13 protein-coding genes are annotated in these 14,128 nt (G+C 72.1%); 6 read left to right on the top strand and 7 right to left on the bottom strand.

Annotation, left to right across the window (positions count from 1 at the left end; genetic code table 11):
* Nucleotides 1-22 precede the first annotated feature (22 nt).
* The 4 genes from ACFVX6_RS05855 to ACFVX6_RS05840 all read right to left on the bottom strand — a co-directional run bounded on the left by ACFVX6_RS05855 (nucleotide 23) and on the right by ACFVX6_RS05840 (nucleotide 5,124).
* The gene (locus ACFVX6_RS05855; RefSeq protein ID WP_389688349.1) at nucleotides 23-1,321 is read right to left on the bottom strand and encodes a haloacid dehalogenase-like hydrolase; all 1,299 of its coding nucleotides are present in this window, start codon (nucleotides 1,319-1,321) and stop codon (nucleotides 23-25) included.
* Between the two features lie 109 nt (nucleotides 1,322-1,430).
* The gene (locus ACFVX6_RS05850) at nucleotides 1,431-2,225 is read right to left on the bottom strand and encodes a 3-oxoacyl-ACP reductase (RefSeq protein WP_243334068.1); all 795 of its coding nucleotides are present in this window, start codon (nucleotides 2,223-2,225) and stop codon (nucleotides 1,431-1,433) included.
* 5 nt (nucleotides 2,226-2,230) lie between these two features.
* The gene (locus ACFVX6_RS05845; RefSeq protein WP_389688347.1) at nucleotides 2,231-3,595 is read right to left on the bottom strand and encodes an aldehyde dehydrogenase family protein; all 1,365 of its coding nucleotides are present in this window, start codon (nucleotides 3,593-3,595) and stop codon (nucleotides 2,231-2,233) included.
* 149 nt (nucleotides 3,596-3,744) lie between these two features.
* Complete coding sequence (locus tag ACFVX6_RS05840) at nucleotides 3,745-5,124, bottom strand: glutamine synthetase family protein (protein ID WP_389688345.1); 1,380 nt, start codon at nucleotides 5,122-5,124, stop codon at nucleotides 3,745-3,747.
* A gap of 77 nt (nucleotides 5,125-5,201) precedes the next feature.
* Here ACFVX6_RS05840 and ACFVX6_RS05835 point away from each other — a divergent pair, with 77 nt between their 5' ends.
* From ACFVX6_RS05835 to ACFVX6_RS05825, 3 genes are all read left to right on the top strand, one after another.
* The gene (locus ACFVX6_RS05835; protein ID WP_274552721.1) at nucleotides 5,202-5,948 is read left to right on the top strand and encodes a FadR/GntR family transcriptional regulator; all 747 of its coding nucleotides are present in this window, start codon (nucleotides 5,202-5,204) and stop codon (nucleotides 5,946-5,948) included.
* Nucleotides 5,949-6,083: 135 nt separating this feature from the next.
* Nucleotides 6,084-7,586 carry an ethanolamine permease gene (eat, locus tag ACFVX6_RS05830; protein WP_389688343.1) on the top strand — a complete coding sequence of 501 codons (1,503 nt, stop codon included), beginning with the start codon at nucleotides 6,084-6,086 and terminating at the stop codon, nucleotides 7,584-7,586.
* A 38-nt stretch (nucleotides 7,587-7,624) separates the two neighbouring features.
* A complete protein-coding gene (locus tag ACFVX6_RS05825; protein ID WP_389688341.1) occupies nucleotides 7,625-8,332 on the top strand; it encodes a gamma-glutamyl-gamma-aminobutyrate hydrolase family protein in 708 nt (235 codons plus the stop codon).
* Between the two features lie 97 nt (nucleotides 8,333-8,429).
* Here ACFVX6_RS05825 and ACFVX6_RS05820 read toward each other — a convergent pair whose 3' ends face one another.
* Nucleotides 8,430-9,371 (bottom strand): LysR family transcriptional regulator, encoded by a 942-nt coding sequence (locus ACFVX6_RS05820; protein ID WP_389688339.1) that lies wholly within the window; start codon nucleotides 9,369-9,371, stop codon nucleotides 8,430-8,432.
* 70 nt (nucleotides 9,372-9,441) lie between these two features.
* Between ACFVX6_RS05820 and ACFVX6_RS05815 the strand changes: the two genes are divergently transcribed.
* Nucleotides 9,442-10,599 (top strand): TDT family transporter, encoded by a 1,158-nt coding sequence (locus ACFVX6_RS05815; RefSeq protein ID WP_389688337.1) that lies wholly within the window; start codon nucleotides 9,442-9,444, stop codon nucleotides 10,597-10,599.
* Nucleotides 10,600-10,656: 57 nt separating this feature from the next.
* On the opposite strand, the gene ACFVX6_RS05810 is transcribed toward ACFVX6_RS05815, so the two are convergent.
* Both ACFVX6_RS05810 and ACFVX6_RS05805 read right to left on the bottom strand, forming a co-directional pair.
* Nucleotides 10,657-11,388, bottom strand: a complete 732-nt coding sequence (locus tag ACFVX6_RS05810; protein WP_389688335.1) for a helical backbone metal receptor — start codon at nucleotides 11,386-11,388, stop codon at nucleotides 10,657-10,659.
* A 4-nt stretch (nucleotides 11,389-11,392) separates the two neighbouring features.
* Nucleotides 11,393-12,046, bottom strand: a complete 654-nt coding sequence (locus ACFVX6_RS05805; protein ID WP_389688333.1) for a helix-turn-helix domain-containing protein — start codon at nucleotides 12,044-12,046, stop codon at nucleotides 11,393-11,395.
* Nucleotides 12,047-12,232: 186 nt separating this feature from the next.
* Between ACFVX6_RS05805 and ACFVX6_RS05800 the strand changes: the two genes are divergently transcribed.
* Nucleotides 12,233-13,138 (top strand): 5'-3' exonuclease H3TH domain-containing protein, encoded by a 906-nt coding sequence (locus tag ACFVX6_RS05800; RefSeq protein WP_389688488.1) that lies wholly within the window; start codon nucleotides 12,233-12,235, stop codon nucleotides 13,136-13,138.
* 61 nt (nucleotides 13,139-13,199) lie between these two features.
* Complete coding sequence (locus tag ACFVX6_RS05795) at nucleotides 13,200-14,045, top strand: siderophore-interacting protein (protein WP_389688331.1); 846 nt, start codon at nucleotides 13,200-13,202, stop codon at nucleotides 14,043-14,045.
* The last annotated feature ends 83 nt before the right edge of the window (nucleotides 14,046-14,128 follow it).

Below are 14,128 nucleotides of genomic sequence, written 5' to 3'. Positions count from 1 at the left end.
CCGGAACCGGACCCGGACCCGGCTAGAAGACGGAGTCCGTCTGGTCCGGGATGACGCTGGTGTCACCCCGGAGCACGGGCCCCGGGGTGCCGTCACGGCCGGTGAAGCCGGTGGTCGCGCACGGGTACGGCGCGGCCTTCTGCTTCTTGGGCTGGATGAACATCGGGTTCACGATCCACTTGCCGTCGCTGTTGTCGTACGCGCGGCACATCAGCTCGTTCTTGTTGCGGTTCACGACGAGCCGCAGCACGGTCGCGTCGCGCAGGAACGAGATGTCGGTGTCGGAGTCGCCCGCGGCGAACACCTGGCGGCGGGCGGCCGGCTGGACCTTCTCGGCCGCGGCGCCGCGGACCCCGAAGATCTCCTTGTTGATCCAGCAGCGCTTGCCGTCGATGTACGTGATCATCGTGTCGGCGCCGTCCGCGACGGACCCGCAGCCCTGCAGGTGGGAGGTGAACTTCCCGCCGTACGTGGTGGTGTTGCGGATGCCGATGACGTGCCGGGCGTCGATGCCCACGCCCTCGGCCCACACCTCGACGACCGGCTGCGGCGAGGCCGAGCTGATCCAGACGTCGAAGCCGGCCTTCTGCAGAGCGGCGACGAGCTCCTTCTGCTGGTCGTAGTAGCGCACCCAGCCGGTGGCGGTGGTGGAGCCGACCTGCTGCTTGGCGTCGACCGGGGCGGCCAAGTTCTCGGCCCGCGCGGCGGCCGCGAAGCCGCGGATATCGCGCGCGGTCCAGCCCTGCATGAGCTGCGGCAGCCAGGCGTATGCGGGCTCGGTCGTACGGCGGTCCCAGCCGGCGAAGGCGGGGGCGGCCGCGCGGGTGGCGGCGGTGCCGTAGACGGCGTTGATCTCGTCGGCGCAGCCGGCTCCCTCGGGGGTTCCGGTGGGCAGCGGGGCGCCGGGCTTCGCGAGGGCGCCGCAGGCCTCGGCCAGGGCCTGGGCGGCGGCCGGGGTCAGGAAGCGGCTGGTGCCGGTCCAGTCGCCACCGGCGGGCTGACGGATCTTGCCGTTGCGCAGCAGCCAGAACATCTGCGCGTCGCCCACGTCGTTCTTGACGACGGTGTTGTCCCAGTCGAAGACCGCGACGGGCTTGTTGCGGTTCGGCCGGTACGGGTTGCACGTGCCGTAGTCGTCGATGAGCTGCTGGAGCCGGGCCTGGTTGTCCCCGTACCAGGCCGCCTTGAGCTGGGGTGTGGTGCAGTGGCCGCCGGGGCGGGCCGCCTGGGCGGCGGGGGCGGCTGCCACGAGGGTGCCGGCGGCTATCGCGGCGGCGGCGCCGACGGCCTGGAGCCGCCGCACGGAACTGAGTCGGGTCACTGAGGTGGGTTCTCCTGGTTCTTCTTCAAGATCGTCGCGGACGGTAGAGCACGACAGCCGGGCGTCGTGCGACGCCCGGCTGTCGGGTGGGTGGTGGGGAGGTGAACGTTTAGAGCGGGGTGACGTACGCGCCGGAGATTCCGCCGTCGACCAGGAAGTCGGTGGCGTTGATGAAGGAGGAGTCGTCGCTCGCGAGGAAGGCGACGGCGGCGGCGATCTCGGTGGGCTCGGCGAACCGGCCCAGCGGGATGTGCACGATCCGGCGGGCGGCGCGCTCCGGATCCTTGGCGAACAGCTCCTGCAGGAGGGGGGTGTTGACGGGCCCCGGGCAGAGCGCGTTGACGCGGATGCCCTCGCGGGCGAACTGCACGCCGAGCTCGCGGGACATGGCGAGCACGCCGCCCTTGGAGGCGGTGTAGGAGATCTGCGAGGTGGCGGCGCCCATCCGGGCCACGAAGGAGGCGGTGTTGATGATGGAGCCCCGGCCCTGGCGCTGCATGTAGGGCAGGGCGGCCTTGCAGCAGAGGTAGACGGAGGTCAGGTTGACGTCCTGGACCCGCTTCCAGGCCTCCAGGCCGGTGGTGAGGATCGAGTCGTCGTCCGGGGGCGAGATGCCGGCGTTGTTGAAGGCGATGTCCACGGAGCCGTAGGTGTCGAAGGCGGTCTTGAACAGGGCCTCGACCTCCTCCGGGCTGGTGACGTCGACCTTGACGAAGGTCCCGCCGACCTCCTCGGCGGCGGCCTTGCCCGCGGTCTCGTCGATGTCCCCGCAGACGACGTTGGCGCCTTCCGAGGCCAGCCGGCGGGCGGTGGCGAGGCCGATGCCGCTGCCGGCTCCGGTGATGACGGCGGTCCGTCCGACCAGGCGGCGGCAGACGATCTCTTCGGTGGGCTCGATGCTCATGGTGTTCAGGCCTCCGTGCTGATGAAGACGTTCTTGGTCTCGGTGAAAGCGGTGAGGGAGTCGGGTCCGAGCTCGCGCCCGAGTCCGGACTGCTTGTAGCCGCCGAAGGGGGTCCAGTAGCGGACGCTGCTGTGGGAGTTGACCGACAGGTTGCCCGCGGCGACGGCGCGCGAGACGCGCAGCGCGCGGCCCACGTCGCGGGTCCACAGGGAGCCGGCGAGGCCGTAGTCGGTGGCGTTGGCCAGGCGTACGGCGTCCTCCTCGTCCTCGAAGGGCAGGACGACGGCGACCGGTCCGAAGACCTCCTCGGTGGCCACGGCGGCGGTGGGGTCGACGCCGGTGACGAGGGTCGGGGGGTACCAGAAGCCGGGGCCCTCGGGGGCGGTGCCCCGGATAACCGTGAGGTCATCGGTGACATAGGACCGTACGCGGTCCAGCTGCACCCGCGAGATCAGCGGCCCGAGCTGCGTGTTCTCGTCGTACGGGTCCCCGACGACCACCTTCTCGACGGCGGGGGCGAGCAGCTCCATGAACCGGTCGTACGCGGAGCGCTGTACGAGGATCCGCGTGCGGGCGCAGCAGTCCTGCCCGGTGTTGTCCAGGAAGGACATCGGGGCCGAGGCCGCCGCCGCCTCCAGGTCCGCGTCGGCGAAGACGATGTTGGGGTTCTTGCCGCCGAGTTCGAGGGTGAGTCGCTTCACCCGGTCGGCGCACTTGGCCATGATCCGCTTGCCGATCCGGGTGGACCCGGTGAACACGATCTTGGCCACCCCCGGGTGCTCGACGAGGGCGTCGCCCGCCACCTCGCCCCGGCCGGGCAGCACCTGGAACAGGTGCTCGGGGAGCCCGGCCTCCAGGGCGAGCTCGGCGAGGCGCAGCGCGGTGAGCGGCGTGGTCTCGGCGGGCTTGAGGATGACCGCGTTGCCGGCGGCCAGCGCCGGGGCCAGGCCCCAGGCGGCGATCGGCATGGGGAAGTTCCACGGCGCGATCACGCCGATGACGCCGAGGGGTTCGAGGAAGGTGACGTCGATGCCGCCCGCGACGGGGATCTGGCGGCCGGAGAGCCGTTCCACTCCCCCGGCGGCGAAGTCGAGCACGTCACGGACGTTGCCGGCTTCCCAGCGGGCGTTCCCGATGGTGTGGCCCGCCTCCCGGACCTCCAGCTGCGCCAGTTCCTCGATGTGCCCGTCGACTACCGAGGCGAAGCGGCGCAGCAGCCTGGCCCGGTCGGCGGGCGCGGCCGCCGCCCAGGTCCGCTGGGCGACGGTGGCCCGCACGACGGCGGCGTCGACGTCGTCCCGTGTGGCGGCCGGGACGACGGCGACGAGTTCCTCGGTGGCCGGATTCAAGACTTCCAGCGCATCGGACACGTGGTGGCCTTTCAGACGTTCGGGTGCGGTGGGTGCGGTGGGTCCGGTAATGCGGTGCACGGGGACCCGCGGGACGGCCCCCTGGGGCGAGACGGCCTAGGTCGTCTCTTTCGGATCTTGTCGGTCGGGCAAGATCCGAAAGAGACGGTCTAAAGGCGTTCGAAGGAGCGGCGCAGTTCCCAGTCGGTCACGGCGGAGTCGTACGCGTCCAGTTCGACGCGGGCCATGTTCCGGTAGTGGGCGACGACCTCGGGGCCGAAGGCGGCCTTGGCGATCTCGCTGTTCTCCCAGAGCTCGGCGGCCTCGCGCAAGGTGGTGGGAACGTGTGCGAAGTCGGCCGTGTAGGCGTTGCCGGCGCAGGGCTCGGGCAGCTCCAGACGGTTCTCGATGCCGTAGATCCCGGCCGCGACCAGGCCGGAGACGGCGAGGTAGGGGTTGACGTCGCCGCCGGGCAGGCGGTTCTCGAAGCGCATGGAGCGGCCGTGGCCGACCACCCGGAGCGCGCAGGTCCGGTTGTCCACGCCCCAGGCGACGGCGGTCGGTGCGAAGGATCCCGGCCGGAAACGCTTGTAGGAGTTGATGTTGGGGGCGTAGAGAAGGGAGAAGTCGCGCAGCGCGGCGAGCTGGCCGGCCAGGAAGTGGCGCATCACGGGTGACATACCGCCGTGGTCGTGCGCGTCCGGCCCCTCACCGGCCATCGCGTTGCGTCCGTCGGCATCGCTGAGCGAGAGGTGAATGTGACAGGAGTTGCCCTCGCGCTCGTCGTACTTGGCCATGAAGGTGAGCGAGACGCCCTCCTGGGCGGCGATCTCCTTGGCCCCCGTCTTGTAGACGGAGTGCTGGTCACAGGTGGTCAGCGCCTCGTCGTAGCGGAAGGCGATCTCGTGCTGGCCGAGGTTGCACTCGCCCTTGGCCGACTCCACGACCAGGCCGGCGGCCTGCATCTCGTTGCGGATGCGGCGCAGCAGGGGTTCGATCCGGCCGGTCCCGAGGACGGAGTAGTCGATGTTGTACTGGTTGGCGGGGGTCAGACCGCGGTAGTTGGAGTTCCAGGCCTGCTCGTAGGTGTCCTGGAAGACCATGAACTCCAGCTCGGTGCCCACCATCGCGGTGTATCCGTGTTCGCCGAGGCGCTCGAGCTGGCGGCGCAGGATCTGCCGGGGTGCGGCGACCACGGGCGAGCCGTCGTTCCAGGCGAGGTCGGCGACGAGGAAGGCGCTGCCCGGGTTCCAGGGGATCCTGCGCAGGGTGGCGAGGTCCGGGTGCATGGCGAAGTCGCCGTAGCCCCGGTCCCAGGAGGACATCTCGTACCCGTCGACGGTGTTCATGTCCGTGTCGACGGCGAGGAGGTAGTTGCAGCCCTCGGTGCCGTGCCGGAGGACCTCGTCGAGGAAGAACTGTGCGGCGAACCGCTTGCCCTGGAGGCGTCCCTGCATGTCGGGGAAGGCCAGGACCACTGTGTCGATTTCACCGCTGGCGACGAGAACGCGGAGCTCTTCGGTCGAAAGCGGCGGCTTGCGGTCTACCACGGGATTCTCTCCTTCGGTGAGCCGAGGAGGCCTAAGGTATTGAATAGAACCATTGCTTGGGAAGGGGAGGCGGCGAGATGACCGATACGGCGAGCGAGGACGAGGCCGCCCGACGGCTCAATCCCGTACTGCGACAGGTGCGGGCGGGCAACGGGTTCGAGGAGGCGCTGGAGCAGATCCTCCAGGTGGTCCGACTCGGGCTGGTACCGGGCGGGGAACGACTTCCGCCGGAGCGCGAGTTGGCCGAGCGGATGGGGATCAGCCGGGTGACGCTCCGCGAGGTGCTGAAGGTGCTCCAGGACCAGGGCCTGGTGGAGGCCCGGCGCGGTCGGTACGGCGGAACGTTTGTCCTGCCCCGCCCCGACACGCCGGCCGGGGGCACCGAGGAGGAGCTGCGGCGCCGGGTCGCGGGCGTGGACATCGAGGACGTCCTGCGCTTCCGCGAGGTCCTGGAGGTGGGAGCGGCCGGCCTGTGCGCCTCCCAGGGGCTGTCGGAGCGGGACACCGACCGGCTGCTCGGCGCACTGACCGCCACCCACGACGCCCCGCTGCCCGACTACCGCCGCCAGGACACGCTCTTCCACCTCACCCTGTGCGAACTCGCCGGATCCGCCACCCTGACGGCCCAGTACGCGGCCGTCCGGGCCACCGTGAACGATCTGCTGGACTGCATCCCGCTGCTCGTGCGCAATCTGGAGCACTCGCAGCAGCAGCACAGCACGCTGGTGGAGGCGGTGCTGGACCGGGACCCGGAGGCGGCCCGCGAGGTGATGCGCGAGCACTGCTGCGGCACGGCCGCGCTGCTGCGGGGCTTCCTGACCTGACCCGGGGGCGGACGGGGGGCCCGGAGAGGGAGCCGAGAGCCTTTCGTAACCCCCGTTTAACGCAGGGGTCTTGCGCCCGCCACGCCCGAGCGGCAAAGGTACGCCCCACAACCATTGCCCTAGGCAGGAGCGCACATGGCCGACGACACCGGCGCACGGCTGGCAGCCGTGCCCGAACCCACCCCGTCCCCCGAGGCCGCTGTCCCCCGAACCCCCGCCCCCGGGGACGGCGCCGACGGCTACCTGGAGCGCCGCACCCTGCGCCGCGGCAGCGCCGGCTGGCTGCTGCTGACGGGTCTCGGCGTCGCGTACGTGGTCTCCGGCGATTTCTCCGGCTGGAACATCGGCCTCGCCCAGGGCGGTTTCGGCGGCCTCGCCATCGCCACCGTCCTGATGGGCGCGATGTACGCGTGTCTGGTCTACTCCCTCGCCGAGCTGTCCGCGATCCTGCCCACCGCGGGCGGCGGGTACGGTTTCGCCCGCCGGGCGCTCGGCACCTGGGGCGGCTTCCTCACCGGCACCGCGATCCTCATCGAGTACATCCTCGCCCCGGCCGCCATCGCCATCTTCATCGGCGACTACGTGGAGTCGCTCAACCTCTTCGGCCTCACCTCGGGCTGGCCGGTCTACCTCGCCTGCTTCGTGATCTTCATAGGCATCCACCTGTGGGGCGTGGGCGAAGCCCTGAGCTTCTCGCTCGTCGTCACCGCCATCGCCGTGATCGCACTGATCGTCTTCGCCGTCGGCGCGTTCACCCAGTTCGACCCCGCCAACCTCGACGACATCGCCGTCGACACCACGGCCGCCGGCGCGAGCTCATGGCTGCCGCTGGGCATCCTCGGGATCTGGGCCGCCTTCCCCTTCGGCATGTGGTTCTTCCTCGGGGTCGAGGGCGTGCCGCTGGCCGCCGAGGAGGCGAAGGACCCGGTCCGCTCCGTACCGCGCGCCCTGTCGATCTCCATGGGCATCCTGGTCCTGCTCGCCCTGGTCACCTTCCTCGCCTCGACCGGTGCGCGCGGAGCCGACGCCATCAAGGACGCGGGCAACCCGCTGGTCGTCGCCCTGGAGGGCGACCCCGGGCTCTCCTGGCTGAAGACCTTCGTCAACTACGCGGGCCTGGCCGGGCTGGTGGCCTCCTTCTTCTCCCTCATCTACGCCGGCTCCCGCCAGCTGTTCGCGCTGTCCCGGGCGGGCTACCTCCCGCGCTTCCTGTCCCTGACCTCGAAGCGCAAGGCCCCGTACCTGGGCCTGCTCATTCCCGGCGCCATCGGCTTCGCCCTGGCCGCCGCCACCGGCAACGGCCCGCGCATGCTGAACATGGCGGTGTTCGGGGCGACCATCTCCTACGCGCTGATGGCCCTCTCCCACATCGTGCTGCGGCGCCGCGAGCCCGGCCTGGAGCGCCCGTACCGCACTCCGGGCGGCATCGTGACCTCCACGGTGGCCTTCGTCCTCGCCCTCTCGGCCCTGGTCGCCACCTTCCTGGTGGACAAGGACGCGGCATTCATCGCCCTGGCCGTGTACGCCGTCGCCCTCGCCTACTTCGCGTTCTACAGTCGGCACCACCTGGTGGCCTCCGCCCCCGAGGAGGAGTTCGCGGCGCTGGCGGAAGCAGAGGCCGAGCTCTCCCGCGACTGACCCGCCCTTCCCCTCTCGCTCCTCCCGGAGGTATTTCCGTGCCCAGGCCGCTCATCGGCATCACCACCTACGTCGAGAAGTCCACCCGCTACGGGGTGTGGGACGTCCCCACCGCCCTCATCCCCACCGGGTACTACGAGCTCGTCCAGGCCTCGGGCGGCACCGCCGTCCTGCTCCCGCCGGACGAACCGGAGGCGGCGGCGGAGGTGCTGAGCCGGCTGGACGGTCTGGTCGTCGCGGGCGGCCCGGACGTGGACCCGGTCCGGTACGGGGCTCCGCGCGACCCCCGTACCGGACCGGCGGCGACCGTGCGCGACGCGTGGGAACTCTCCCTGATCTCCGCGGCCCTGGCCTCGCGCACACCGCTGCTCGGCATCTGCCGTGGCATGCAGGCGCTGAACGTGGTTCTGGGCGGCACCCTGATCCAGCACATCGACGGCCACGTGCTGAGCCCCGGCGTGGTCTCCTGGCACCCGGTCCGCCCGGTCCCCGGCACGCTGTACGCGGCCCTGGTCCCGGAGGAGTCGGAGGTCCCGACCTACCACCACCAGGCCGTCGACCGCCTGGGCCGCGGCCTGATCGCCTCCTCCCACGCCGCCGATGGCACGGTGGAGTCCATCGAACTCCCCGACGCCCCCTGGACCCTGGGCGTCCAATGGCACCCGGAACTGGACAAGGACACCCGCGTGATGTCGGCCCTGATCGCAGCGGCATCCGCCCTTCCGTATCAGCCGTCCGGCGTTTGAGGACCGGGGTCCGGGCAGAGCCCGGGGAACGGTGGAAGGGCGGGTAGGGGACTTCGCCCCCGCAGGGCCGGCTCGGGGGCGGCGGGTCAGCGCCGGGTCAGCGCCGGGTCAGTGCCAGCAGATCCCGCGCGGGCCCCGCCGGCCGCGCCCCGGCGGGCCACACCGCCCGGAGTTCCCGCTCCAGCCCCGCCCCGAGCACCGGCACGGACACCAGCCGCCGCCCCGCCATCTCGTCCCCGACCGCCAGTTCCGACAGCACGCACGGCCCGGCCCCGCTCACTGCAGCCGCCTTCACCGCGGTGGTGGAGGCCAGTTCCAGCAGCGGCTCCGCCAGCCCCCCGCACCCGGCCAGCGCCGCGTCCAGGACCTGCCGCGTCCCCGACCCCCGCTCCCGCAGGATCAGCGGCGTCGCCGCCAGCTCCGCCGGCTCCACCCCGCGCGTGCGCCGGGCCCAGGGGTGCCCGGGAGCCACCGCCACCACGAGGCGGTCCTGCGCGATGACCACCGAGTCCAGTCCCTCCGGCACGCTGAGCCCCTCCACGAAGCCGAGGTCCGCCTCGTGCGCGAGCACCCGTTCGGCCACCACCGCCGAGTTCCCCGCGTGCAGCGACACCGCCGTGTCCGGCCGCTGCCCGCGCAGGGCGATCAGCCAGCCGGGCAGCAGGTACTCCGCGATGGTCATGCTGGCGGCGACCCGCAGCCGGGAGTCGCGGCGGCCCCGTAGCGCCTGCGCGCCCGCGTCGAAGGCCTCGGCCGCCTCCACCACCCGCCGGGCCCAGTCCGTGACCAGCGCACCCTCCGCGGTCAGCGTCGACCCGCGCGGGGAGCGGTCCACGAGCGCGACCCCGAGCCGGGTCTCCATCGCCCGGATCCGGCTGCTGGCGGCGGGCTGGGTGATCCCGAGCCGTCGGGCGGCGGCGCTCAGACTGCCCACGCGCGCGACCGCGAGCAGCAGCTCCATGGCCCCCAGGTCCGGGACCCGGTGCGCCAGGGGAAGCTGCCCCTCGACCCACTCCTCATTACCGTGCCCATTACCCATAACTTCAGTTTATGCCCTCATAGGAAGAGACCCTCTGCCGTCCGGCCCCGCTCGGCGGGACGCTGGACTCATGGCCACCACCCTCGTACGCCCCGGTCCCCCCACCCCCGGGACCTCCACCGCCCCCGCCGCCCCCGAGATCCTCGGCACCGGGACCCACGAGGCTCCCTCCCTGCGGCACCTCGGCCCCAACTGGTACGCCTCGGTCATGGGCACGGCGATCATCGCCAATGCCGGCGCGACCCTCCCGTACCAGCTCCCCGGCCAGCGCGTGGTCTGCCAGATCTTCTGGGTGCTGGCCGCCACCGCCCTCGCGGTCCTGCTGACCGCCAGGGCCGGCCACTGGCTCCACCACCGCGACCAGGCCCGCGCCCACCTCCTGGACCCCGCCGTGGCCCCCTTCTACGGCTGCCTCTCGATGGCCCTGCTGGCCGTCGGCGGCGGCGCGCTCATCGTCGGCAAGGACCTCATCGGCCTCCCCGCCGCCGTCGCCGTGGACACGGTCCTGTTCACCGCCGGCACCGCAATAGGCCTCCTCGCGGCCGTGGCCGTGCCCTACCTGATGGTGGTGCGCCACAAGGTCGAAGCCCACCAGGCCACCCCCGTCTGGCTGCTCCCGGTGGTCGCGCCCATGGTCTCCGCCGCGCTCGGCCCCCTGCTCATCCCCCATCTCCCCGCCGGCCAGGCCCGCGAGGCCATGCTGCTCGGCTGCTACGCGATGTTCGGCCTCAGCCTGCTCGCCACCCTGCTGCTGCTCCCCCTGATTTTCGGCCGGCTGATCGTCAGCGGCCCCCTCCCCCTGGTCCTCACCCCGACCCTGTTCCTGGTCCTGGGCCCCCTCGGCCAGTCCACCACCGCCGTGAACTCCCTCGCGGACATGGCCCCCCAGTCGATGGCCGGCCCCTACACCGGCGCCTTCTCCGCCTTCGCGGTCGTCTACGGGGTCCCCGTGATGGGATTCGCCCTGCTGTGGCTGGCGCTGGCCGCGGCGATGCTGCTGCGGGCCGCCCGCAACGGCATGGGGTTCGCCATGACCTGGTGGGCACTGACCTTCCCCGTCGGCACCTGTGTCACCGGCGCCGCCGGACTGGCCCGGCACACCGGGCTCACCGCCTTCTCCTGGCTGGCCGCGGCCCTCTTCCTGGCCCTGCTGACCGCCTGGCTCCTGGCCGCCGCGAACACCCTGCGCGGCCTGTGCTCCGGCCGACTGCTGGCCGCGCCCCGCTAGGGCCTGTCGTCAAACTCCCTTATGCCTCGGGCGACGACGGGAGTTTGACGACAGGCCCTAGGCCGGGCCCTGGAGCGAGGCCCGCAGGGCCGCCCCCAGCACCTCCGGGGCCCCGACCAGCGAGGGGCCGTACCAGGTCAGGTGACGGCCGTCGACGAACGCCGCCGGGATGCCGGGGAAGGCCTCGGGCCCGTCCCCGGCCGTGAAGCGGTACGGCTCGTCCGGGAACACCACGAGCTCGCAGCCGGCGGCGGCCAGCTCGGCCGCCGGGATCCTCGGGTACCGCTCCGCGTGCCCGGCGTAGGCGTTGCGCACGCCGAGGCGGGCCAGCAGGTCCCCCGCGAAGGTGTCGCGGCCCAGCACCATCCAGGGCCGGCGCCAGACCGGCACGAAGGCCGTCCGCGGCTCTGCGGCCGGCTCCACGCGGGCCCAGGCGGCCTCCGCTTCCGCCAGCCACCGGGGCCGCTCCAGCCTCATGGCCCCCACGAGCACCCGGTCCAGTTCGGCGAAGGCCTGCGGGAGGTCCCGTACCTCGGTGACCAGCACCTCCAGCCCGGCCTCCCGCAGCGCCGCCAGGTCCGGCGCCCGGTTCTCCTCCTCGTTGGCGAGGACCAGATCCGGGCGCAGCTCCGCGATCGCCCGTACGCGGGGGTTCTTCGTCCCCCCGATGCGCACCACGTCCCCCAGGGCGGCCGGGTGCGTGCACCAGTCGGTCACCCCGGCCAGCGCCCCGGGCGCGCTCACGGCCACCGCCTCGGTCAGGGACGGCACCAGCGAAACGACCCGCATCCGGTCAGTGTCCCGGCGAGGGCGGCTCGGAGGTCGCGTGGATGTGCTCGCCGACCGCGACGATCAGGATCCGGGTGTCCTCGGTGACGGCCCGCCAGCGGTGGCGGACCCCGCCGGACAGGAACAGCGCGTCGCCGTTCTCCAGCCGGTACGCGCGCCCCTCGGCCTCCACCTGGCAGGCGCCCGAGACCACGTACATCAGCTCGTCGTTGCGGTGCTGGTACTCGCGGCCCGCGTCCTGGTCCCCGGTGAACTCCAGGGCGTGCAACTGGTGGTGCCCGCGCACGAGGGGCCGTACGCCGGGAACGGGGGTCAGCGCCGAATCGTCGCCGGCCCGTACGAGGTCCACGGTGCGCGCGGTGTCGGAGGCGGCCAGCAGATCGACGGCCGTGGTCTCCAGCGCGTCGGCGACCCGTTCGAGGGACCGCATGCTGGGCCGGGCCCGCTCGTTCTCTATCTGGCTGAGGAAGGGGACCGACAGCCCGCTGCGCGCGGACACCGCGGCGAGGGTCAGGTGCAGGGCCCGGCGTCTTTTGCGCACGGCCACGCCCACCCGGAGCGGTTCCTTGGAGTCCTTGTCCCGATCCCGCTCCTTGTCGTCCGCGCCGGTCGTCGCGCTGGTGCCGTTCTTGCCGTCGGTGCCGTCCCTGTCGTCCATGGCGGGGCTGCCCTCCCCTTGTTTCGGTTGGTCCGGTCCCTGGCACATCGCACATCGGTGTGCTGTAAGCACCTTACGCAGCAACCGGCCCCGGTTTCGCGCTCACGGGCAGAGGAGGCCGTACCTGCGCCACTTTCCGTTTGCCCTCGGTGCATCATCGTGACCGTGACGACGACACGACGCCTGATGCTCCTGGACACCGCTTCCCTCTACTACCGCGCGTACTTCGGCGTGCCGGACTCCGTGAAGGCCCCCGACGGCACTCCGGTCAACGCCGTCCGCGGCCTGCTCGACTTCATCGGCCGCCTCGTGCAGGACCACCGGCCCGACGACCTGGTGGCCTGCATGGACGCCGACTGGCGGCCCCACTGGCGGGTGGAGCTGATCCCGTCCTACAAGGCCCACCGGGTCGCGCAGGAGACGGAGAGCGGCCCGGACGTCGAGGAGACCCCGGACACCCTGGCCCCGCAGGTCCCGATCATCGAGGCGGCCCTGGACGCCTTCGGCATCGCCCGGGTGGGGGTCGCCGGGTACGAGGCCGACGACGTGATCGGCACCCTGACCGGCCGCGCGACCGGCCCGGTGGACATCGTCACGGGCGACCGGGACCTGTACCAGCTGGTCGACGACGCGAAGCAGCGCCGGGTGCTGTACCCGCTGAAGGGCGTGGGCACCCTCCAGGTGACCGACGAGGCGTGGCTCCGCGAGAAGTACGGGGTGGACGGCCCCGGATACGCCGACCTGGCGCTGCTGCGCGGGGACCCGAGCGACGGCCTGCCGGGCGTCCCCGGCATCGGCGAGAAGACGGCGGCGAAGCTGCTGGACGCCTACGGGAACCTGGCCGGAATCATTGCGGCGATCGAGGACCCCAAGTCGAAGCTGACCCCCACCCAGCGCAAGCGCCTGGACGAATCAAGGCCTTATCTAGCGGTGGCCCCCAAGGTGGTCCAGGTCGCCTCGGACGTTCCGCTTCCGGCGTTCGACCCGGCGCTCCCGGCCGTTCCGGCACAGCCGGATCTGGTGGCGGCGCTCGCGCACAGGTGGGGCCTGAGTGGAGCCGTTGAACGTCTGGGCAGCGCACTTCGCCCCTGAGGTGCTAACTTAGGTAATCCTAAGCTTCACGGAGTCAGGGTCGGAAAGTCAGGGAGACGTCGTGGCAGAAGGACGCGCCCGCAAGGTCGGCACCGCAGTCGTCGTGCGGACCGAGCGGTTGAGTCCGCACATGGTGCGGATCGTGTTGGGCGGTGCAGGGCTGGCCGGATTCGGTGCGGGCAGGTACACCGACCACTACGTGAAACTGCTCTTCGCACCGGACGGCGTCACCTACACCACTCCCTGGGACCTGGAGCAGATCCGGGCGGCCCACCCCCGCGAGGAGTGGCCTCGCCAGCGCGCGTACACGGTGCGCGCCTGGGACCCGGCCCACCTGGAACTGACCCTCGACTTCGTGGTCCACGGCGACGAAGGACTGGCCGGCCCCTGGGCCGCCCGCGTCCAGCCGGGTGAACTCGTACGCTTCCTCGGTCCGGGCGGGGCCTACGCCCCGGACCCGGTCGCCGGCTGGCACCTCCTGGTCGGCGACGAGAGCGCCCTGCCGGCGATCGGCGCGGCGATGGAGCGGATGCCCGCCGGGGCGCGGGTCCACGCGCTCGTGGAGGTCCAGGGCCCGGACGACGAGCAGAAGATCGCCACCCCCGACGGCATCGTCCCGGTCTGGATCCACCGCGGTTCCCGCCCGATCGGGGAGGCGCTGACCGAGGCCGTCCAGGCCCTGGCCTTCCCCTCCTCCGACGTACACGCCTTCGTGCACGGCGAGGCCGGCTTCGTCAGATCCCTGCGCCACCACCTGCGCATCGACCGCGGCATCCCGCGCGAACGCCTGTCGATCTCCGGCTACTGGCGCCTGGGCCAGACCGACGAGGGCTGGCGCGCGATCAAGCGGGACTGGAACGCGGAAGTCGAAGCCGAGCAGGAACGCACCCTGGCCGCCGCGTCCTGAAGCGGCGCCCCCGGCGGATGCGGGGTCCCGCAGTCCAGCGGCGGGCCCCGGCCCCCGAGGCCATGACGCAGTCCGACCCGGTC

The sequence above is a fragment of the Streptomyces sp. NPDC058289 genome (genome assembly GCF_042880975.1).
Lineage (GTDB): Bacteria > Actinomycetota > Actinomycetes > Streptomycetales > Streptomycetaceae > Streptomyces > Streptomyces stoeckheimensis.
This window is presented reverse-complemented; position numbering and strand designations above follow the sequence as displayed.

What these genes read in the sequence shown, in the direction of transcription:
- ACFVX6_RS05850 (WP_243334068.1), bottom strand. Translation starts at nt 2,225, where the DNA reads ATGAGCATCGAGCCCACCGAAGAGATCGTCTGCCGCCGCCTGGTCGGA.
- ACFVX6_RS05835 (WP_274552721.1), top strand. Translation starts at nt 5,202, where the DNA reads ATGACCGATACGGCGAGCGAGGACGAGGCCGCCCGACGGCTCAATCCC.
- eat (WP_389688343.1), top strand. Translation starts at nt 6,084, where the DNA reads ATGGCCGACGACACCGGCGCACGGCTGGCAGCCGTGCCCGAACCCACC.
- ACFVX6_RS05820 (WP_389688339.1), bottom strand. Translation starts at nt 9,371, where the DNA reads ATGGGTAATGGGCACGGTAATGAGGAGTGGGTCGAGGGGCAGCTTCCC.
- ACFVX6_RS05815 (WP_389688337.1), top strand. Translation starts at nt 9,442, where the DNA reads ATGGCCACCACCCTCGTACGCCCCGGTCCCCCCACCCCCGGGACCTCC.
- ACFVX6_RS05810 (WP_389688335.1), bottom strand. Translation starts at nt 11,388, where the DNA reads ATGCGGGTCGTTTCGCTGGTGCCGTCCCTGACCGAGGCGGTGGCCGTG.
- ACFVX6_RS05805 (WP_389688333.1), bottom strand. Translation starts at nt 12,046, where the DNA reads ATGGACGACAGGGACGGCACCGACGGCAAGAACGGCACCAGCGCGACG.
- ACFVX6_RS05800 (WP_389688488.1), top strand. Translation starts at nt 12,233, where the DNA reads ATGCTCCTGGACACCGCTTCCCTCTACTACCGCGCGTACTTCGGCGTG.